This window comes from Kaistia hirudinis (assembly GCF_014196455.1).
Taxonomy (GTDB): domain Bacteria; phylum Pseudomonadota; class Alphaproteobacteria; order Rhizobiales; family Kaistiaceae; genus Kaistia; species Kaistia hirudinis.
This window is the reverse complement of record NZ_JACIDS010000003.1, coordinates 397,288-417,646: the sequence shown is the minus strand read 5'-3', so window position 1 is coordinate 417,646 and position 20,359 is coordinate 397,288. Positions and strand designations below refer to the sequence as shown.

General features: G+C 67.4%; 17 protein-coding genes. 2 read left to right on the top strand and 15 right to left on the bottom strand.

The window, feature by feature from the left end; all coding sequences use genetic code 11:
• Positions 1-17 precede the first annotated feature (17 nt).
• From GGR25_RS11985 to GGR25_RS11950, 8 genes are all read right to left on the bottom strand, one after another.
• Positions 18-1,112, bottom strand: a complete 1,095-nt coding sequence (locus GGR25_RS11985) for an S-methyl thiohydantoin desulfurase family protein (RefSeq protein WP_183399018.1) — start codon at positions 1,110-1,112, stop codon at positions 18-20.
• 1 nt (position 1,113) lies between these two features.
• Positions 1,114-2,202, bottom strand: coding sequence for an S-methyl thiohydantoin desulfurase family protein (locus GGR25_RS11980; RefSeq protein ID WP_183399017.1), 1,089 nt, complete (start codon positions 2,200-2,202; stop codon positions 1,114-1,116).
• A gap of 8 nt (positions 2,203-2,210) precedes the next feature.
• Positions 2,211-3,752 (bottom strand): hydantoinase/oxoprolinase N-terminal domain-containing protein, encoded by a 1,542-nt coding sequence (locus GGR25_RS11975; protein ID WP_183399016.1) that lies wholly within the window; start codon positions 3,750-3,752, stop codon positions 2,211-2,213.
• A gap of 60 nt (positions 3,753-3,812) precedes the next feature.
• Positions 3,813-4,880: an ABC transporter ATP-binding protein gene (locus tag GGR25_RS11970; protein ID WP_183399015.1), complete on the bottom strand. Its 1,068-nt coding sequence runs from the start codon at positions 4,878-4,880 to the stop codon at positions 3,813-3,815.
• Positions 4,881-4,911: 31 nt separating this feature from the next.
• On the bottom strand, positions 4,912-6,033 hold the full coding sequence (locus tag GGR25_RS11965; protein ID WP_183399014.1) for an ABC transporter substrate-binding protein: 1,122 nt from the start codon (positions 6,031-6,033) through the stop codon (positions 4,912-4,914).
• Between the two features lie 66 nt (positions 6,034-6,099).
• On the bottom strand, positions 6,100-6,903 hold the full coding sequence (locus GGR25_RS11960; RefSeq protein WP_183399013.1) for an ABC transporter permease: 804 nt from the start codon (positions 6,901-6,903) through the stop codon (positions 6,100-6,102).
• On the bottom strand, positions 6,903-7,817 hold the full coding sequence (locus GGR25_RS11955) for an ABC transporter permease (RefSeq protein WP_183399012.1): 915 nt from the start codon (positions 7,815-7,817) through the stop codon (positions 6,903-6,905). Before GGR25_RS11955 ends, GGR25_RS11960 begins: the two co-directional genes overlap by 1 nt.
• 34 nt (positions 7,818-7,851) lie before the next feature.
• Positions 7,852-8,616, bottom strand: coding sequence for an aspartate/glutamate racemase family protein (locus tag GGR25_RS11950; protein WP_183399011.1), 765 nt, complete (start codon positions 8,614-8,616; stop codon positions 7,852-7,854).
• 336 nt (positions 8,617-8,952) lie between these two features.
• Between GGR25_RS11950 and GGR25_RS11945 the strand changes: the two genes are divergently transcribed.
• Positions 8,953-9,960 (top strand): nitroreductase family protein, encoded by a 1,008-nt coding sequence (locus tag GGR25_RS11945; protein WP_183399010.1) that lies wholly within the window; start codon positions 8,953-8,955, stop codon positions 9,958-9,960.
• 9 nt (positions 9,961-9,969) lie between these two features.
• Positions 9,970-11,034 carry a dipeptidase gene (locus GGR25_RS11940; RefSeq protein ID WP_183399009.1) on the top strand — a complete coding sequence of 355 codons (1,065 nt, stop codon included), beginning with the start codon at positions 9,970-9,972 and terminating at the stop codon, positions 11,032-11,034.
• 6 nt (positions 11,035-11,040) lie between these two features.
• Here GGR25_RS11940 and GGR25_RS11935 read toward each other — a convergent pair whose 3' ends face one another.
• From GGR25_RS11935 to GGR25_RS11905, 7 genes are read right to left on the bottom strand one after another with little or no spacing between them, the layout of a single operon-like run.
• Positions 11,041-12,546, bottom strand: a complete 1,506-nt coding sequence (locus tag GGR25_RS11935) for a zinc-binding dehydrogenase (protein WP_183399008.1) — start codon at positions 12,544-12,546, stop codon at positions 11,041-11,043.
• Positions 12,547-12,548: 2 nt separating this feature from the next.
• Positions 12,549-12,986, bottom strand: a complete 438-nt coding sequence (locus tag GGR25_RS11930) for an SRPBCC family protein (RefSeq protein ID WP_183399007.1) — start codon at positions 12,984-12,986, stop codon at positions 12,549-12,551.
• A 30-nt stretch (positions 12,987-13,016) separates the two neighbouring features.
• The gene (locus tag GGR25_RS11925; protein WP_183399006.1) at positions 13,017-15,188 is read right to left on the bottom strand and encodes a flotillin domain-containing protein; all 2,172 of its coding nucleotides are present in this window, start codon (positions 15,186-15,188) and stop codon (positions 13,017-13,019) included.
• A 26-nt stretch (positions 15,189-15,214) separates the two neighbouring features.
• Complete coding sequence (locus GGR25_RS11920) at positions 15,215-16,021, bottom strand: phosphoenolpyruvate hydrolase family protein (RefSeq protein WP_210299951.1); 807 nt, start codon at positions 16,019-16,021, stop codon at positions 15,215-15,217.
• A gap of 27 nt (positions 16,022-16,048) precedes the next feature.
• Complete coding sequence (locus tag GGR25_RS11915) at positions 16,049-18,280, bottom strand: ABC transporter permease (protein ID WP_183399565.1); 2,232 nt, start codon at positions 18,278-18,280, stop codon at positions 16,049-16,051.
• A gap of 7 nt (positions 18,281-18,287) precedes the next feature.
• A complete protein-coding gene (locus GGR25_RS11910) occupies positions 18,288-19,073 on the bottom strand; it encodes an ABC transporter ATP-binding protein (RefSeq protein ID WP_183399004.1) in 786 nt (261 codons plus the stop codon).
• A gap of 23 nt (positions 19,074-19,096) precedes the next feature.
• Positions 19,097-20,344 carry an ABC transporter substrate-binding protein gene (locus GGR25_RS11905; RefSeq protein ID WP_183399003.1) on the bottom strand — a complete coding sequence of 416 codons (1,248 nt, stop codon included), beginning with the start codon at positions 20,342-20,344 and terminating at the stop codon, positions 19,097-19,099.
• Positions 20,345-20,359: the final 15 nt, after the last annotated feature.

Sequence of the window (20,359 nt, the reverse complement as noted above, 5' to 3'; positions counted from 1 at the left end):
GCGTTCGTCGCGCCGGCTCACGCGACGAGACCGAGCGGCCGGTAGGGCTGGTCGAGACCGAACGCCTTCGGGCCGAACACTGCGAGGGCCTCGGGCGTGCGCATGATCGGCGGCACGCGGACCGCGAGGACATTCACGCGCTGGCCGTAGCGCAGCCTCTCGGTGGTGATCGCCTCGCCGGTGTCGAGATCGAGGATGCAGATCAGGTCCGGGACGATGGCGAGCACCTCGTCGCCCTGCTCGGCGACCAGATTCTCGTTCTGGATCTGGATGCGCACCGGCTCCGCGCCGCGCTGGAACGGATGGATCGTCACCGTGCCCACCGACCAGCCATTCTTCACGCCGCGCGCGACGTCGACGATCTTGCCGGAGGCGACGATGCGCGCCTCCTCGTAATGCGTGCCGGCGAAGAAATCGATCAGGCTGGTCAGCACGTCGCGATGCTGCGCCTTGGCCTCCCGCACCGTACGCCCTATGCCGAACGCCAGCGACATGGTGCCGGGGACGGAGACGCGCCGGCAGGTGGCGCCGTCCATGCCGTAATTGGCGATATAGGCCTGGCCGCCCATGCGGATGGTGAGGCCGCGCGCCAGCCATTCCGACTTCGCCGCCGACTTGACCTCGATGATGCCGGTATTGCCGCGCTCGTCGGCGATCGCCACCGGGCCGGCCGGGACGCCATAGACGTTGAACGTCTCCATCTCGAGCTGCGGAAAGGCCCGGCCCATCCCGTCCGCATCGATCACCGGCAGGCCGAGCTTCGCGGCGGCCATGATCGGAATGGTCGAATTGATCCCGCCGGCCTCGAAAGGAATGAGCGCGTCGAGCGTGCGGCCCGTGTAGCGGACATAGAGATCGAGCGCGCGACCCATTTCCTCGCCGCTCGGGATCTTCTCGATCAGGATGGTCGGCGCGCCCATGGCGCCGCACGCGACGATGCCGAAATCGTCGGGCAGTTCGTCGAGCGCCATCAGCGTAACCGGGCCATGCGCCTCGATGGCGGCGCGGGCCATCAGCTTGCCGATATAGGGATCGCCGCCGCCGCCCGTGCCGAGAATGGCCGCGCCGACTGCGAGATCGTCGAGATCGTCGGTCGTGATGAGCTTGGACATGTCAGGGCATCGTCTCGATGGGCGTGAAGGGTTCGTCGAGGCCGAAGCAGCGCGGCCCGAACACGGCGAGCGCCTCCGGCGTGCGCATGATCTCAGGCACCGCGACGGCGACGACCGTGACGCGCTGGCCGTAGCGCAGGCTCTCCGTCGTGATCGGCTCGGCGCTCTCGCTGTCCATGATGCAGATGAGATCCGGCACGATCGCCTTCACCTTGCCATCGACGCGGGCAATCAGGTTCTCGTTCTGGATCTCGATCTCCATCGTGCCTGCAAAGGCGCCGAGCGCGTCGATGCGCGCGCGGCCGAGCGAGAAGCCGTTCCGCGTCTCGCGTGCGACGTCGACGATCTTGCCGGTGAAGATGATCCGGCCGTAGTTGTAGAGCGTCTGCGGCAAGAGCCGCAGCAGCGCGTCGAACGGGCTCTCATGGTGCGATTTCGCCTCGCGGAGGCACCGTCCGATCCGCATGGCGAGCGTCATGGTGTTCGGTACCGCGGTTCGTTTCACATCGGCGCCGGTCATCGAATACTCAGCGATATAGGCGCAGCCGCCCATGCGGATCGCCGCCATGCGAGAGAGCCATTCCATCTGCTTGTTGTCGGCGCCGTTCAGCAGAGTCGAGTCGCCATATTCGTCGCTGACGACCATCGGGCTGCCCGAGATGCCGTAGACGCCGAAGGTCTCCATCTGCAGCTCAGGGAACGCCCGCCCCATGCCGTCCGCGTCGACGATCGGCAGGCCGAGCCGTGCGCCGACGACGAGGGGGATGGTCGAGTTGATGCCGCCGATCTCGATCGGCATCGTCGCATCAGCCTTGCGGCCGAGATAGCGCTCCAGCAGATGCAGCGAGTCGATCGCCTCCTGCCCGCTCGGCAGCTTCTCGACCAGCACGGTCGGCGCGCCCATCATGGCCGTGGGGATGACGAAGGCGTCGTCGGCCAACTCGGTCGGGTCGATGAGTTCGACGGTCAGCCCCTCGTCGAGACAGCGCTGCACCATGAGGCGGCCGACATAGGGGTTGCCGCCGCCGCCCGTACCGAGGAAGGCGGCGCCGATGGCGAGGTCTTGCAGGTCGTCGGAGGTGAGTTTCATGACCTGCCTCACGCCATCACGAGATCGCCGACAGCCTTGACGCGGATGCGCGTCGCATTGCCGGGCAGATAGGAGAGCGGGACTTCCTCGATATCGACGATCTTGACCGTCGCGGGATCGGCGCCCGCCTTGGTGGCGCGCTCGGACGCCTCCGCCTTGGCGCCGTCCAGCACCACGTCGCGCGAGGTGCCCTCCAGCGAGAAGATGCGGTCGACCTCGCCGCCGACCTGCGCGATCGCCGCGCCGATGGCATTGGCGACGGACGCGTTTTCCGGCCGGATGACTTCGGAGGCCGAGGGCAGCGGGCGCGAGACGAGGATGGAGCCGCCGCCGACCAGGATGACGGGCAGAGGCTCGGCGCTGGTCTTCATCCGGTCGACCGCCTCGTCGACCATGCGGTGGATCGTATCGAGCGCGGCTTCGACGGTCCTGGCCGGGATATGGGCGACGCGGGACCGGTCGCCGATATCCTCAAGACCCGCCGCGACGACGATGTCCGTCGTCGTCAGCGTATCGCCGCCGAAGACGAGAGCCTTCGAGGTGATTTCGTAGCCGACCGAGTCCGGGCCGATCCGGGCGCCTTCATCGCGCACGATCGAGCCGCCGCCGAGGCCGACCGCGAGCACGTCGGGCATGCGGAAGTTAGTCCGGACGCCGCCAATGTCGACGGCGACGGCCGACTCGCGCGGGAAGCCCTGCATCAGCATGCCGACATCGGAGGTGGTGCCGCCGATATCGACGACCATCGCCTCCTTGCGCCCGGCGAGCAGCGCAGCGCCGCGCATCGAATTGGTCGGACCCGAGGCGAAGGTAAGGACCGGATAGCGCTCGACATAGTCAGGCGTCATCAGCGTGCCGTCGTTCTGGCTGATGAAGAAGGGCGCCTCGATCGCGAGTTCGCGCAGCGCCGCACGGAACGAGCTCACGACCTTCGCCGAGAGATCGGCGAGGCAGGCGTTCATGATCGACGCGTTCTCGCGCTCCAGGAAGCCGACGCGGCCGATCTCGTGGCTGAGCGACAGGGCGAGATCGGGAATCTCGTTCTTCAGGATCTCGGCGGCGCGCTGCTCCATGACCGGCGTCACCGGCGAGAACACCGAGGTGATCGACGCCGTCCTGAGGCCGCGCGCCTTGATCTCGCCGGCGATGCGCAGGATCTCCTTCTCGTCGAGCGGCGCGATCTCGCGCCCGTCGAACTCATGCCCGCCATGCACCATGAAGGTGTGACGGCCGAGCGTGGTGGCGAGGTCGTTCGGCCAGTCGGTCATGGGCGGCAGCGCCCTGGTCGCCGGCAGGCCGAGGCGGATGGCGGCGACTTCGAGCAGGCGCTTGCGCTCGACCACGGCATTGGTGAAATGCGTCGTGCCGATCATCACCGCCTGAATCTCGGACGCCGCCACGCCGGTCATGCGCAGCACCTCCTTCAGCACGGCGGTGATGCCGGAGCTGACGTCGGCGGTGGTTGGTGTCTTGCAGGCGCCCTTGACGGTCATGCCGTCCATGAGAGCGGCGTCGGTATTGGTGCCGCCGACGTCGATGCCGATGCGCATGGCTGATGGACCTTCGTTCTTTTCGTGTTGTGTCTTGTGTTCCGGGCCCGTGCCCTGCCGTCAGGCGACGAGCGCCTCCGACCATTCCGGATCCCAGCCGATCGTGACTTCTGCGCCCGGCGGGAAGCGCTCGACATGCGCCTGGTTCTGCCGCTCGGCGACGATCTCCTGGTCGCCGACCTTCAAACGGTAGCGGACCAGCGCGCCCTGATAGATCTCGCTGATGACGCTCGCCTCGAGGCGGGCATCGGTGGGGCCGAGCGCGCTGCCCATCAGGATGTTCTCCGGACGGACGACGAGCTTCGCCGCCGCCCCGGGCGAGAGACCGCCCCCATTGCGCGTGCGCAGTTCCTGCCCGGCGAGCGAGACGAGCGCGCTGCCCTCCTCCGCGCGCAGCACCCGCACATCGAGCACGTTGGAATGGCCGATGAAGGAGGTGACGAAGAGAGTCTTCGGGCGCTCGTAGATCTCCTGCGGCGTGCCGACCTGCACGACGCGCGACTTCGACATGACGCCGATGCGGTCGGACATGGTCAGCGCCTCGTCCTGGTCGTGCGTCACATAGATCGTCGTGATGCGGAGCTTCTTCTGCAGATCCTTGATCCAGAACTTCATCTCCTCGCGCAGGCCCTTGTCGAGCGCGGAGAGCGGCTCGTCGAGGAGCAGGATGCGCGGCTCGGTGACGAGCACGCGGGCGAGCGCGACGCGCTGCTGCTCGCCGCCGGAGAGCTGGCGCTGGTAGCGTTCGTCATAGCCGGCGAGGCCGACCTGCTTGAGCGACTCCGTGACGCGGCGCGCGATCTCGGCCTTGGGCAGCTTGCGGAGCTTCAGGCCGAAGGCGATGTTCTCCGCGACATTCATATGCGGAAAGATCGCGTAGTTCTGGAAGACGATGCCGATGTCGCGCTTCTCGGGCGGCAGGGCGGTGATGTCGTCGCGGCCGACCAGGATCTGGCCCGAGGTCGGGCGGATGAAGCCCGCGATCATGCGCAGCGTCGTCGACTTGCCGCAGCCGGACGGGCCGAGGAGGGAGAAGAACTCCCCCTCCCCGATCTGCAGATTGACGTCGGAGACGGCATTCCCCTCGCCATAGCTCTTGGTGAGGTTCACCAGGCGGATGTCGGACATTGGTTCCCTTCCGGCTCCGTATCGATGATGATTAGCCGGCGAAGATGCCGTTCACCGTCTCGACGATGTCCGCCTCGTTCTCGTTGTAGCTCTTCCAGTCCGGCGTCCAGTAGCCGGCGATCGCGTCCGCCGAATTGGTGACGCCCTTCGAGGCGAGGTTCTCGGAGACGACGGCCTCCTTGGCGACCGGGCGCTGGTAGAAATTCGTGCCCATGACGGTCTGGAACTTCGGATCGAGCGTGCGATTCAGCAGCGCATAAGCGAGCTTCTTCTGCGTCGGCTCCAGATATTTGCTGATGGTCTTGGTCTGGGTGAGGATCGGCTTGATCTCTTCCCAGATGTAGGGCGCGATTTTGATGCCCTTGTCCATCATCTGGTAGACCTCGGCGTCATGCTGGACCGCGAGGACGACCTCGCCGCGCTCCAGCAGGGTCTGCATGTTGCCGGTGAAGTCCGAGATCTTCATCGGCATGGCCTTCTTCATGGCCTCGTAGCCGGCGTCGAGATCGAACTGATCCTTGCCGAAGATCACGCAGGACGCGATGAAGAAATCCATCTGCAGGCCGTTCGACGTCACATAGGTGCCGCGCTTGCCCGCGAACTTCTCCTCCCAGAAGTCCTTGAAGGTCTTGGGGGCGGGATCGACGAGATCGGTGCGGTAGGCGTAGCAGTAGCGCGTATAGCTCCAGGTGACGCCGACGCCGTTCTCGGTCGCGAACGGCCAGATGTTCTTGGCGTTCGGGACGTTCTCGACCACTTCGGCGAGCGGGGTGAAGAAATCACCGGCCGCGGCCGTCTTGAACATCTCGCCATAGTTCCAGTTGGCAATCGCGAAGGGCGGCTTCTCCGGGCCGCCGGCCACGAATTTCGGGAACCAGGGAAAGGAGCTCTCGTAGACGATCTTGCAGTTGAAGTCCTTCTCGAAGGCGTTGAGAAGTTCCTTGCGGATGATCTCCTCCCAGAAGCCGCCCCATTCGGCGATGTTCAGCGTCGCGCCGCCGGCATCAAACACCCCGCCGTCATAGACGGCGTCGGCCGACCAGGCGTGGTTGATATTGAACATGTTCACGCCGGCACCGAGCGCGGCGAAGCCGGCTGTGCCCTTGAGGAAACCGCGACGCGTGGCGCCGCCCTTACCGATCTTGCTGGTCATCGATTGTCCCTGTCGTTGCATGTGAAAACGCCTGCCCTTCTGCGGGGCATGGCGGATGGAGTCGTTTCAGGCTCGGAAGACACGCCGCAGGCTCACGAGACGCGCCGAGACGACGGTCGAGAGGGCGACGAGAGCGATGGCGAAGATGCCGGCCGCGGCGGCCGTGGGCTCGAACTTGTAGCGAAGCGATATGTACATCGCCATCGGCAGCGGCTCGTGGTTCGGCACCGTGAGGAACAGCGTGGTCTCGAACTGGCCGAAGGAGATGATGAAGGCGAAGATCGATCCGGCCGAGATGCCCGGCGCGATCAGGCGCAGCGTGATCTTGCGGAAGGCCGTCCAGGGCGAGGCGCCGAGGCTGCGCGCCGCCTCCTCCAGCGAGAGGTCGAAGCCGACCATCGAGGCCGTCACGGTCGCGACGACGAAGGGGAAGGTCACCAGGACGTGGCCGATCAGCAGGCCCGGGAAGGAGCGCGCCAGGCCGATATCGGTCGAGACATAGAAGACGTAAAGCGCCAGCCCCAGCACCACGCCGGGCAGCACGATCGGCAGCATGAAGAAGCCGCGCAGCGCCGCGGCGGCCCGGCCCCGGGACCGCGACAGATAGATGGAGGCCAGCGTGCCAAGCGCGGTCGAGATCAGCGTCGTCACCAGCGCGAGCACGAAGCTGTAGAGATAGGCGCCCATGAAGGTCGGCGACGACAGGAAGGCCCAGACCCAGCGCAGCGACAGGCCCTGCGGCGGGAAGGTCAGATATTCGCCCGCATTGAGGCCAGCCAGGACGACGATCGCGACCGGCAGCAGCAGGACCACGAGGGCGAGGATCGCGATCGCCTTCATCAGCGGGGAGACGGCGGCCTCGTCGCGCATCAGGTTCGCCCTCCCGAGGTGAAGACGGCGGCGCGGTGATAGACGAAGACGGCGATCAGGCTGGTCACGAACAGGACCGCGGCCACGGCGGCGCCGAACTGCCAGCGACCGGCTTCGGCGATCTGCTGGTAGATGTGGATCGGCAGGACGACGACCTTCCAGCCGCCCATCAGTGCCGGCACCACATAGGAACTGATCGACAGGGCGAAGACGAGCAGCGAGCCGGCGAGAATGCCGGGCATCGACAGCGGCAGCACGACCTTGCGGAACGCTTCGCCTCGCGTCGCTCCGAGGCTGCGCGCCGCCTCTTCCAGCGACGGATGGATCGCGCGAATGATGCCGATGAGCGAGAGCACCATGAAGGGCAGCGTCACCTGCACCAGCCCGACCACCACGCCGAAGGTGTTGTACATGAGCGGCAGCGGCGCACTGGTGATGCCGAGCCACATCAGGGCGCTGTTGATGAGCCCGGTATCGCCCATGAGCACCATCAGCCCGTACATGCGGATGACCATGTCGAGCTGCATGGCCGACAGCACCAGGACCATCAGGATGGTGTTGCGGGTCGGGTGCTCGGTCTTGGCGATGAGGAAGGCGAGCGGATAGCCAAGCGCGAGGGCGACGGCCGCGACCACGACGCCGATGACGATCGAGCGGATGATCGCCTCGTAATAGATCGCCCGGGTGAAGATGCGGACGAAATTGTCGAGCGTGAGGTTGCTCGTCAGCGTCACGACGCCGGGCACGGTCTTGTTGAGCGAGATCGCCAGCAGCGAAATGACCGGCACGAGGAAGAAGGCGAGAAAGAAGAGGAAGGCCGGCAGCACCAGCCACCACAGGCGAAAGCCGCCGAACGCCTCGGAGACGGAGAACCCGGCCTTGCGCGTCAGGATCCGTCCTTCGGAGATGCTCATGGCTGTGCCGGCCTCCCGATCGTCTCGGTTGCGCTCACTCGGCCGCGATCGCGGCGGGGAGCATGTCGGCGTAGCCGACCATCTCCTTCTCGGGCGGCGCCGGATAGGTCAGCTTGCTCTGGCTGAGGCCGACGCGAGCGAGCGCGGCGGCGATCGAGACCGCCGTCGGGATCGGGTCGATGACGGGAATGTCGATGCCCTTGGCGAGCAGCCCGGCGCGCACGGCGCTCGCGCAGCCGAGCAGACCGGTGCAGCCGAAGATCACCGCCTCCGCTCCGTCGTGATCGACCGCGATCACCGCCTGCTCGACCAGGCGAGCCTGCGTGACCGGAAGATCGTCCTCGAGCTCGAGAACCGGGATGTCGACATGGCGGACAGACACCATTTTGGTCGAGAGGCCATAGACCGCCGCCTCGTTCTCGAACTGGGCGCGCAGCCGGCGCATGACGGTGACGACGCTGAAGCGGTGGCCGAGCATCGCGGCGATATGCATCGCCGTTTCCGCCGGGCCGAGCACCGGGATCGAGACGACCTCGCGCACGGCGCGCAGCCCCGGATCGCCCATGCAGTCGATGACGATGGCGTCGGCGCCCTCGCGTTCGGCCTCGATCGCCTTGGCGATCGTGCCCGGAACGGACATGGCGATCTCATATTCGCTTTCGATCGACGCCGGCCCGTGTTCGATCTGGCTGTGGCTCACCACGACGCCGTCATATTCCAGCGCCTTCAGGTCCGACGGACGACGGAACCCCTTGGTTGTAATGGGAGAAAGCACCCGGACGTCGATCGGAGCACGCATCTTGACCTCGCTCGCCTTCGCTGCTGGCCAAACGCTCGCACCCCAGCCGCCGAGGACCAAGGGGACAAAAGAGGTAGGTGGGAAACTGATTCGGGGGGTAGGTTCGCGTAAGGATATTTCGTCGACCTATCCATAAGAATAGGGTCCTGGCCCGGTGGCATTTGATTGAATTGCGTTTTTGGGCCTGACCATCGCCTTCGAATGAGGCACGGTTCAAATCCTGGGCAGCTCCGGCTGTTCGCCGTCGTTTGACAGGGGAGGGCCGGCGGGGAAACCTCGGTCCGGCAAGGCGGCCCGAGCGGTCGCTGCCGATCGCCCTCATGAACTTGCGCAGCCATGAACACGAGACAGCCCGCCCCGATCGCCCGTGCCTGGCGCGCCGCCCGCCATCGGGCCCTGCTCGTCCGCAACTTCGTCTATGACTATCGCCGTTTCGTCCGCGCCTCCTATCTGAACGGCGCGGTGAGCCGGGAGAGCCGCAAGGCGCAGATCCATCTGCTCGCCCACACGCTGGAACATGGGCTATCACTGCGCGATCCGCGCCCGGCCTTCGGCCTCGCCAAGGTCGCCGAGCTGATTGCCGGCACGGAGCGCTACATCGCCGATTTCGGGCTCGATGCGAGCGCCGAGATCGCCGTGAAGGCGCTCGGCGCCTATGCCGCGTTCAGCCGTTCGGCCGGCGGCGATATCGGCACGCTCGCCGGAGCGATCGCGGCGCTGGAGCAGCAGGCCGCCGATGCGCGGGCCGGGCTCGCCGGCGGCACCGAGGATGTCAGCGCCGACGGCATCCGCCAGCGGGCCATGATGGATTTCGCGAGCTTCATGGATGCCCGCCACAGCGTGCGCCAATATACCGACCGTCCGGTCGATCCGGCCCAGATCGAGCGCGCCGTCGCCGCGGCGCAGCAGACGCCGTCGAGCTGCAACCGCCAGACGTGCCGCGTCTATGTCTTCACGGCGAAGGCCGACATCGCCCGCGTGCTCGCCTTCCAGCAGGGCCATCGCGGCTTCGGCGACCAGCTCGGCGGGCTCGCCGTGATCACGAGCGATCTCGCGCATTGGTGCGCCGTGGGCGAGCGCTACCAAGGCTGGGTGGATGGCGGCATGTTCGCGATGACGCTGACGCTCGCCCTCCATGCCGAGGGGCTCGGCGCCTGCATGCTCAACTGGAGCACGACGGCGGATGTCGACCGCGCCATGCGCGGCTTCGTCGGCATTCCCGACAATGAACTCGTCATCACCATGCTCGGCTTCGGCCACATGCCCGAGCACTTCAAGGTGCCCCGCTCGCAGCGCAAACCGCTCGGCGAGGTGCTGCGCCTTTCCCCAACCCTGCCTGGATAGATTTCCGCCATGCCCACCGCCCCCGTCGCCGTCTTCGACGGCCATAACGACGTGCTGCTCCGCCTCTACAATGAGGGCGGCGAATCGGGCATCCAGGCCTTCCTCGCCGGAACCGAGGCCGGGCATATCGACTTGCCGCGCGCCCGCGCCGGCGGCTTCGCCGGCGGGATGTTCGCGATCTTTCCGCCCTCGCCGATGTCGGCGGCCTTCATGGATGCCATGCTGGGCGACGGCTACGACCTGCCGCTGCCGGATCCGCTGACGCTCGCCGAGGGCCAGGCGTCGACGCTCGCCATGGCCGCGATCCTGTTCCGTCTCGAACAGGCGTCCGCCGGCGCGCTCGCCGTCTGCCGGAGCGTTGCGGACATCCGTGCGGCGATGCGGCGCGGCGCCATCGCCGCCGTGATGCATATCGAGGGGGCCGAGGCGATCGGCGCCGATCTCGACATGCTCGACGTTCTCTACGCGGCGGGCCTGCGCTCGATCGGTCCGGTCTGGAGCCGGCACAATCGCTTCGGCCATGGCGTGCCGATGCGGTTTCCTTCTTCTCCGGACACTGGGCCGGGCCTCACCGACGCCGGCCGCGCGCTGGTGCGCGCCTGCAACCGGCTCGGCATGGTGATCGACCTCTCGCACATCACCGAGCAGGGCTTCTGGGACGTCGCGGAACTGTCCGACGCGCCGCTGGTCGCGACCCATTCCAACGTGCACCGCCTCTGCCCGGTCTCGCGCAATCTGACGGACCGCCAGCTCGACGCCATCGCCGAGCGCCGCGGCGTCGTCGGCCTCAATTTCGCGACGGCCTTCCTGCGACCCGACGGCAAGATGCTGGCGACCCCCGCGCTCGACATCGTCATGCGCCATCTCGACGCCCTCATCGAAAAGCTCGGCGAGGGCGGTGTCGCGATCGGCTCGGACTATGACGGCGCGGTGGTGCCGTCCGAGCTTCACGACGCGGCGCATCTGCCGGCGCTCATCGAGAAGATGCGCGCCAGCGGCTATGGCGAGGCGCTCATCGCCCGCATCGCGCGCGAGAACTGGCTCGACCTGCTGGAGCGGACCTGGAAGCGCTGAACGCCGTCAGACGAGGATCAGCGAACCGCTGGTCGCGCGCGATTCGAGCAGGCGGTGCGCCTCGGCGGCGTCGGCGAGCGGGATGCGGCGCGGCGGCGCGACGCGGACGGCGCCGGAGCGGAGCGCCGCGAAGATGCGCTCCGCATGGCGCGCGATCTTGGCACCCGTATCGGTGTAGTGCCCGTAATTGGGGCGCGACAGGGTGATCGACTTCGACGCGAGGCGGCCAACATCCATTTCGCCGACCGGGCCCGACGCCTGGCCGAAACTGACGAGATGGCCGGGCGCGGCCAGCGCGCGGATCGAGCCGGCGATCGTATCGCGGCCGACTGCGTCATAGACGACATCGGCGCCCGCCCCGCCGGTGATGTCGAGCACGGCCGCCGCGAAATCGGTGCGCGAATAGACGATCACATGGTGGGCGCCGAGCGCCTCGACCGTCGCGGCCTTGTCGTCGTTCGAAACCGTCGCGATCACCGTAGCACCGAGATGGCGCGCCCATTGGACGAGGAGCTGACCGATCCCGCCGGCGGCCGCATGGATCAGCACCACATCGCCAGCGCCGACCCGCTCCACATCATGCAGCAGGAACGAGGCCGAGACGCCCTTGAGCAGGCCGGCGGCGGCCGTCTCCTCGTCAATGTCGGGCGGGAGCGGCACGACGAGCTCGGCGGACATGGTGCGGAGCCGGCAATAGGCGCCGACCGGCGGACAGGCATAGGCGACGCGGTCGCCGACCGCGAAGGCCGTAACACCCGGCCCGACCGCATCCACCACGCCGGCCGCCTCCATGCCGGGCACGCCGGGCGGCTGCAGCAGGTCGAAATAGCCGGTGCGGCAGTAGATATCGATGAAATTGACGCCGATCGCCCGGTGCCGGATCCGGATCTCGCCCGGCTCCGGCGGCTGCACGGCCACCTCGCCCCAGCGCAGCACCTCCGGCCCGCCATAGCGGTCGACGATGATCGCCTGGGTGCGTTCGGTGCCGGGCGAGGCCGCCCGGTCGGCAACAGGGACAGGCTGCGGCGCGGCGGCCGGCGGCGCAGCGGGCGCGGCGGGACGCATCCGGCCGGAGCGCGCGGCGATGAGCTTGCGGATCGCCTCGAAGCCGGCGCTGTAGATCTGGTCGGCAACCAGTGCCGTCAGTTCGCGCTTGCGGTTCTCCGGCGGATGGAAGGTGGAGCGCCATTCCCAGAAGGTGGCGTCGCCATCCGTGACCGGCTTCAGGCGGACGGTGGCGACATAGCCCATCAGCGGGATCGGCGCTTCCAGGATGCAATAGGAGAAGCTCCAATCCTTGTCCGACAGGGAGAGGAGCTGTTCGCGCAGTTCGCTGCCATCGGAGAGGCGGAAGCGGCGGACGGCGCCGATCATGTCGACCGGCGCGCTGTGTTCGATCGCACTCGTCGCCACGGCCGGATGCCAGCTTTCATGGCCGTTGAAGTCGCGCAGGATCGCCCAGACCTCGTCGACCGGCGCGTCGATGATGGTGGAGCGGCGGACCTCGACCATGGTCAGCGCTGGAACCGCTTCTGGAGGGCGGTGAACGCCGCCTGGAACACGCCATTGGCGATATCGCGGGCGAGCTGACCTTCCCGCTCGGGCGCGCAGTCGAATTCCGCCTGCCAGGCGGCGAAGGTCCGGTTGCCGTCGGTGATCGGCGTCAGCGACAGCGTCGCGATATAGTTCTCGACGCCCATCGGGCTCTCCAGCATCGAATAGGTGCAGGAGAGATCGTAGTCGGAGAGCGCCAGAAGCCGCTCGCGGATGCGACCGCCATCCTTCAGCGCGAAGTTTCGGATGCAGCCGATCTGGTCGGGCAGCATGTGCTGCTCGATCCGGCTCTCCGCGACGAACGGCGTCCAGGCGGGGAGCGCGTTGAAATCGCGGATCACCGCCCAGACGGACGCCGCGGGCGCGGGAATGACCGAGGAGACATAGACCTTGGTCATTCCGATGCTCCCTGAAGCTCCCCAACGGCTTTAGCGGTCGCGGTCATTGTCGTCCTTGGCGCGATCCTCCTTGCGAGCCAGGCTCGAAATGTCCTTGGCGTCGCGCAGCACGTCGGTCATGCGGCCGAGCGAGCCGCCCTCGATGCCGATCTCCTTCATCAGCTTGTCGATCATCGGCGCCTGGACGCGGTAGCGCAGGGCGGAGTCGATCACCTCGTCGGTGACGTTGCGGTTCGAACCCGCGCCGCCATTCATGCCGTCGACATGGAGGATCTTGATGCCCTCGATCTTCTCCATCGGCTTCACGCTCTCGCGGATGATGCCTTCCATATGCTCGAGCAGCTTGCCGCGCAGGCGGCCGGAGCGCGCCTCCTCGGAGAGAAGGTTGTCGGCCTCGTTGAGCTTCGACTGGCCGGCGGCGTCGACGGCATAGCGCTCGGCTGCGGCCAGCGCCGCGATCTTCTCGGCCTCCGCATTGGCGAGCGCCGCGATCTTCTGGGCCTCGGCGAGGCTCTTCGCCGCCTTCATCTCCGCATCCGCCGCCGCGGTGATGCGCAGCGCCTCGCGCTCCGCCTCGCGGGCGGCCGCGATCAGGTCGGTGAGCTTGCGCCGCTCGGCGACCTCGCGCTCGCGCGCCGTCAGAGCCTGCTCCTCGGCCTGGATCGCCTTGGCGCGCACGGCCTCGGAGGCCGCGATCGCCGCCGAGCGTTCCTGCGTCTTCTTGGCGATGTCGATCGCCTTCTGGATCTCGGCGATCTCGACCTGCTGGTCGCGGGCGACGGCGAGCTGGCGCAGTTCGCGCTCCTTGATCAGCTTCGCCTCCTCGATGCCGCGCTCTGTGGTGATCCGCGCGCGCTCGACCTCCTCGGCCGCCGCGATCTCGGCCTCCTCGAAGGCCTGCCGCTTGGCGATCTGCAGTGCCTCCAGATGACGCTCGCGCGCCACCCGAACCTCGTCCAGCGCCCGCTCCTGCGCGACGCGGGTCACCTCGGTCTCCTGGTTCGCCACGATCTCGGCGCGACGCTTCTCGGCCTCGGCGCGGGTCACTTCGAGCGACTTCTCGGCCAGCGCGACCTGCCGTTCGAGTTCCACGATCTCCAGCGCTCTCCGCCGGGCGATCTCCAGCTCTTCCTGCGCCCGCTCGCGCTCGATCCGCGCGCTTTCGAGCGAAAGCTGCAGCGCGATCTGCTCGCGCTCGGTCAGCTCGCGCGTCTTCAGCTCCGCCTCGTCGAGGGCACGGCGGCGCGCGATCTCGCGGCGCTGCGTCTCTTCCTCATTGCGGATCCGCTCGTCGGTGATCGCGCGGTCCTGCGCCAGGCGGGACTTTTCGACGGCCTCGCGCGCCGACAGCTGCGCCTGCTCGGCCTCCTGCTCGCGCACGGCCCGCTCGCGCACCAGATCGGCACGCTGCGCCGCCCGGCGGATCTCGACCTCGCGCTCCTGTTCGAGGCGGGCATATTCGCTCTCGCGATCGATCTCGAGCACGCGGCGCTGCGTATCGAGGTTCTGGTTGCGGATATCGACCAGCGTCTTCTGCTCGATCTCGTTGCGCATGCGCCGCCGGATCTCGATCGTCTCGGTCAGCTGCGTCAGGCCTTCGGCATCGAACGCGTTGGAGGGATCGAAGAATTCGAGGCTCGTCTGGTCGAGATCGACGATCGCGACATTTTCGAGCTCCAGCCCGTTGGCGGCGAGCGAGTCCGAGGCGAGCGCATGCACGGCGGCCGCATAGTCGGCCCGGCGCTCATGCATCTCTTCGAGAGTCATCTGTGCGGCGACCGTGCGAAGCGCCGAGGTAAACTTGCCTTCGAGCAGTTCGCGCAGGCCATCCTCGCGCAGCGTGCGCCGGCCGAGCGTCTGCGCGGCGGCGGCCACCAGCGACTTGCTGGCACCGACGCGCACGAAGAACTCGGCGACCAGATCGACGCGCATGCGGTTGCGCGTGATCAGGCCCATGGCGTCCTCGCGCCGCACCTCGATGCGCATGACGTTCATGTTCACCGGCGTGATCTCGTGCAGCACGGGGATCACGAAGGCGCCGCCATTGACGACCACCTTTTCGCCGAGGAAGCCGGTGCGGACGAACGCCGTTTCCTTGGTCGAGCGCCGGTACAGCCAGCGCAGGACATAGACGGCGACCACGACGACGATCGCCAGAATGATCAGCCAGATCAGCAACGCGCCGAAAGCCTGCGCAGCCATGATGCCTCCTCCCAATTCCAATCCGGTCAGCCGAAGGCGACCGACTTGAACTTCTTCGTCTGTTCCGTCAGAGCCCGCTCGGCGGGCAGGCGCTCCATGGAGGAGGCGCCGTAGAATCCGTGGCAGTTCGCCGTGTTGCGGAGCACATATTCCGCGTCCTCCGGCTCGGCGACCGGGCCGCCATGGACGAGGATGATCACGTCCTTGTTGACGCGGAGCGCCGCTTCCGACCAAGCGTCGACCTTCGCCGGCACGTCTTCGAGCTTCAGCGCCGTCTCGGCGCCGATCGCCCCGCCCGTGGTCAGCCCGAGATGGCAGACGACGATGTCCGCGCCGGCCCGCGCCATGGCGGCGGCCTCGTCCTCGTTGAAGACGTAGGGCGTCGTCAGCAGGTCCTTCTCATGGGCGAGGCGGATCATGTCGATCTCGAGAGCATAGGACATGCCGGTCTCCTCGAGATTCGCCCGGAACGTCCCGTCGATCAGGCCGACCGTCGGGAAGTTCTGCACGCCGGCAAAGCCGACCGCCTTCACCCGGTCGAGGAAATGATCGAAGGAGCAGAAGGGATCGGTGCCGTTGACGCCGGCCAGCACCGGCGTCTTGCGGACGACCGGAAGAATCTCCTTCGCCATGTCCATGACGATCTCGTTGGCATTGCCATAGGCGAGCAGGCCGGAGAGCGAGCCGCGGCCGGCCATGCGATAGCGGCCGGAATTGTAGATGACGATCAGGTCGATGCCGCCCGCTTCCTCGCATTTGGCTGAGAGCCCCGTGCCGGCACCGCCGCCGACGATGGGAATCCGGCGGCGCTTCATCTCCTGGAAGCGCTCCATCAACTGGGATCGATCAAGACGCGGCACTCAGGCGCTCCTCGGCAGCTTTGGCGTGATGGACTGGAAGGCAGCGACGGCCGCCTCGACGAAGCTCTCGTCATTGATATTGCCGCGAACGCGCTCGATGCGACGCTGCGGCGTCTGGCGCACCGTGCGCTCCAGCGCCTCGAAAAGCGCATTGTCGGCCTCGGGATCGTGGAACGGCTTGCCGGGCGCATCGAGCAGGGAAACGCCACCCTCGGGCAGCAGGAAACGCACCGGCCCGTTCATGGCGTTCAGCCGTTCGCCGATCCATTCGCCGAATGCGCGGTTCTCGTCGCGCGTCGTGCGCATCAGGGTGACGTTCGGATTGTGGACGACGAAGTTCCGGCCGCGGAACTTCTCCGGCACGCTCTCGCGCGGGCCGAAATTGACCATGTCGAGCGCCCCGACCGAGCCGACATAGGGGATGCCGGTGCGGATCGCGGCGCCGAAACGATCCGCCGTCGCCGGGAAGACGCCGCCGACCAGCATGTCGGCGACCTCGGTGGTGGTGAGATCGAGGAAGGCGGTGAGGAGGCGGGAATCGCCGAGGCTCTCCATCGCCCGGCCGCCGGTGCCCGTCGCGTGGAAGACGAGGCAGTCATAGGAGGCTTCGAGCCGGCGCGTCACCGCCTGCACCGCCGGCGTCGTGACGCCGAACATGGTGATGCCGATGGCGGGTCGAGCCGTCCGCCGCTTCTGCTCCCAGGCGTCGCCCGAGGGAAGCTGCGCCACCATGCCGGCCATGGCATGCGCGGCATTGCCGAGCACCGCCTCGGTGATCGCGTTCAGCCCCTGCACATCGGCGACCGAGTGCAGCATGAGGATGTCGGCGCCGCCGACATATTGCCCGACATCGCCCGCCGCGACGGTCGAGACCATGAGCTTGGGAATGCCGACGGGAAGCGCCCGCATGCCGGCCGTCGCCAGCGTGGTGCCGCCGGAGCCGCCGGCCGAGACGACGCCGCCGATGCCGCGCTCGCGCGCCACCCAGCGGGCGAAGGCGTCGGCCATCGCCGTGACCGAGGCGCCGCGATCGCCGGAAAACACGGCCGACGTGCCGCCCGGATGCATCGCCGCCACCTGCGAGGCCGGCACATCGACGGCGGCCGGCTTGCCGGAGGTTGAGAGATCGACGGTGCGGACCGGAATGCGCAACGCCTTCAGTTTGTCGGCGAGGAAGCGCAGCTCCCTGCCCTTCGTATCGAAGGTGCCGACGACCAGGACCGTGCGGCCGATCCGCTCCGCAAAGGGCATATGGAAGACGGCCGAGAGGTCTTCCGCCGGGCGCGCCTTTTCGACCGCCGCCTGTCGCATCGCCGTGACCGGGACGTTCCAGCGATTGGGCAGCTCGGTCACCGGCCGATACATGCCGGTTGCGCTTGCGACCGGCTCGCCGGGGACGCCACCGGCCTCCTCGCCGCGCGCGATCCGGTAGACCTCGGCGAGTTGTTCACGCGCCTCGCTCACCTCCGCGGCGCTGACCGCCTCGACCTCCTCGCCATGCCGGCCGACGCCGAGCAGGCGCTGCTGCAGGTCGCGGTCGGCCGCCAGCGCCTTCGCATCCATGATGCGATTGACGCGGCCATTGACCATGATCGCGACCTGATCGGAGATCGCCGTCGCGACGCCGATATTCTGCTCGATGACGAGGATCGCCATCTCGCCTTCCACGCCGAGCGTGACCAGCATGCGCTCGACCTGGTCGACGATGACCGGCGCGAGGCCCTCGGTCGGCTCGTCCATGACGAGCAGCTTCGGATCGGAGAGCAGGGCGCGCGAAATCGCCAGCATCTGCTGTTCGCCGCCCGAAAGCTGCGAACCGCCATTGCCGCGCCGTTCGGCGAGGCGCGGGAAGGTCTGGTAGACGCGCTCGACGGTCCAGGACGCGTCGCGCCGTCCGCCGGCAGCGAGGCGCAGATGCTCGTCCACCGTGAGGCTCGGCCAGACGCGGCGGCCCTGCGGCACATAGCCGATGCCGAGCCGATGGATCTCGTGCGGTTCGAGCGAGGAGATCTCGCGCCCGTTCAGCCGGATCGAGCCGGAGCGCGCACGCTTCAAGCCCGTGATCGTATTGCAGAGCGTCGTCTTGCCCATGCCGTTGCGGCCGACGACCGACAGCACGCCGCTCTTGAGCGTCAGCGACACGCCCTGCAGCGCATGGCTCTCGCCGTAATAGACCTGGAGATCGTCGATCCGCAGCACCGCCTTCGCGGCCGGCTGCGCGCGCTCGGCCATCCTCTGCTCAGCCATGGCGCCCTCCCAGATAGATCTCCTGGACCTCGGGATCGTTCTCGATCTCCTCGGGCGTCCCCTCCTTGAACAGGCGGCCATTGTGCATCATCGACACGCGCTCGGAGACGCGCAGCGCCACGTCGAGATCGTGCTCGATGATGACGTAGCCGATATGCTTCGGCAGCGCGTTCAGGATCGCGACGAGATCGCGCCGTTCGGTCGGCGACAGGCCGGCGGCCGGCTCGTCGAACAGGATGAAGCGCGGCGCGCCGGCGAGCGCGAGTGCGATTTCGAGCTGGCGCTGCTGGCCATGCGAGAGCGTCGCGACGAGGATGTCGCGCTCGGCCTCCAGATGCACGGCATGCAGGATCGACTGCGCCTGGACCATGTTGACGTCGGTGGCGGCGGGCCGCAGCAGCGAGAAGCGCCGCCGCGACACGCCGCGGCAGGCGAGGAAGATCGAATCGATCACGCTCAGCCCCTTGAAGAGCTGCGAGATCTGATAGGTGCGGCGCAGCCCGCGCCGGATGCGCTCATGCGCCGGCAGCGTGGTGATATCCTCGCCGAAGAAGCGAATGCGGCCACTGGTCGGCAGAAAGTCGCCGGTGATCGTATTGAACAGCGTCGTCTTGCCGGCGCCGTTGGAGCCGAGGACCGCGCGCCGTTCGCCGGCCGCGATCCTCATATCGATGCCGGCCAGCGCCACCAGGGCTCCGAACTGGCGCCCGACGCCCTCGAGCTCCAGCGCGAAGGCGCCGGTTCCCTGGAGACGTGAGGCGACTGAATTCTCGGCCATGGTGGCGTGACCCGTCACAAAGCTCAGGAGCAGCTGGGATTGTCGCGGCTGACCGCACCGAGCGCACGGAACTGATCCTCGGGAATGCCGAGGGTCTGGTTGACCTGCGGCACGACCTTGATCAGCTTGTTCAGCAGCGTTCCGTCCGCCCCTTCCGAGACTTCGGTCAGGAAGATGTCGGCGATGCCGTTGCGGTTGGCGTCGAGCGACACCTTGCCGGTGGGCGAATCGAACGAGACCTTGGCGAGCGCCTCGCGGAACGCCTTGCCGCCGTCGGAGAGGTCATCCTTGACTTCGTCGAGGGCGATGAGCGCGGCCTTGGTGTTGACGTAGTAGGCATGCGCGAAGAGCGAGGGCGAGGGGAACGCGCCCGGCTGCTTCTTGTATTCCTCCACGAAGGCCTTCCAGGCCGGTGCATCATTGGTATCGGCCGTCGGGCCGGCCGAAGGCGTGCCGACGAGCACGTCACGGAGCTTGCCCTGCGCCGTCAGCACGGTCTGGTCGACGGTGATCGAGCCGCCGATCAGCGGCGCGCTGCCCCCCGACTGCTGGTACTGCGTCAGGAAGTTGACCGCGTCGGCACCGCCCAGCGCGACATAGATCGCGTCGACATTGTCGGGGATCGCGGCGATGACCGAGGAATAATCCTTGTTGCCGATCGGCACCCAGGACTTGGACGGAACCTTGCCGCCGGCCTTGCAGAACTCGGCCATGAAGCCGAACACCTGCGTATAGGGGAAGGAATAGTCCTCGGCGACCGTCGCGACGGTCTTGTAGCCCTTGTCGTTGTAGGCGTAGGTGCCGAGACCGGCCATCCACTGCGCGCCGTCGGTCGAGAAGCGGAAGAAGTTCTCCGCCGGATCGCGGAAGGTCGTGTCCTGCGCGGCCGACGAGCCGTTGATGAAGGTCACGCCCGGCTGGGTCTTGGCATAGTCCTTGACCGCGATGCCCTCGTCGCCCGAGAGCGGTCCGATCAGCACCTTGACGCCGTCCTGCTCGACCAGCTTGCGCGCAGCGCGCACGGCGCTGTCGGGCGAGGCGTCGGACGAGCCCTTCACGATCTCGATCTTCTTGCCACCGACCATGCCGCCGGCCTCGCCGATCGCGGTCATCGCGCCGCGCTCGCCATCCTCGCCGAGCACGGTGAACGGCCCTTCGAAGGTTGCGAGCAGGCCGATCTTGATGGTGTCGTCGGCAGCGAATGCGAAGCCCGGCGCCGTGAATGCGGTCGCCACGGCCAGGGCGAGCAGGGCCCTGCGATGGATCTTCATGTTCTTCCTCCCTCG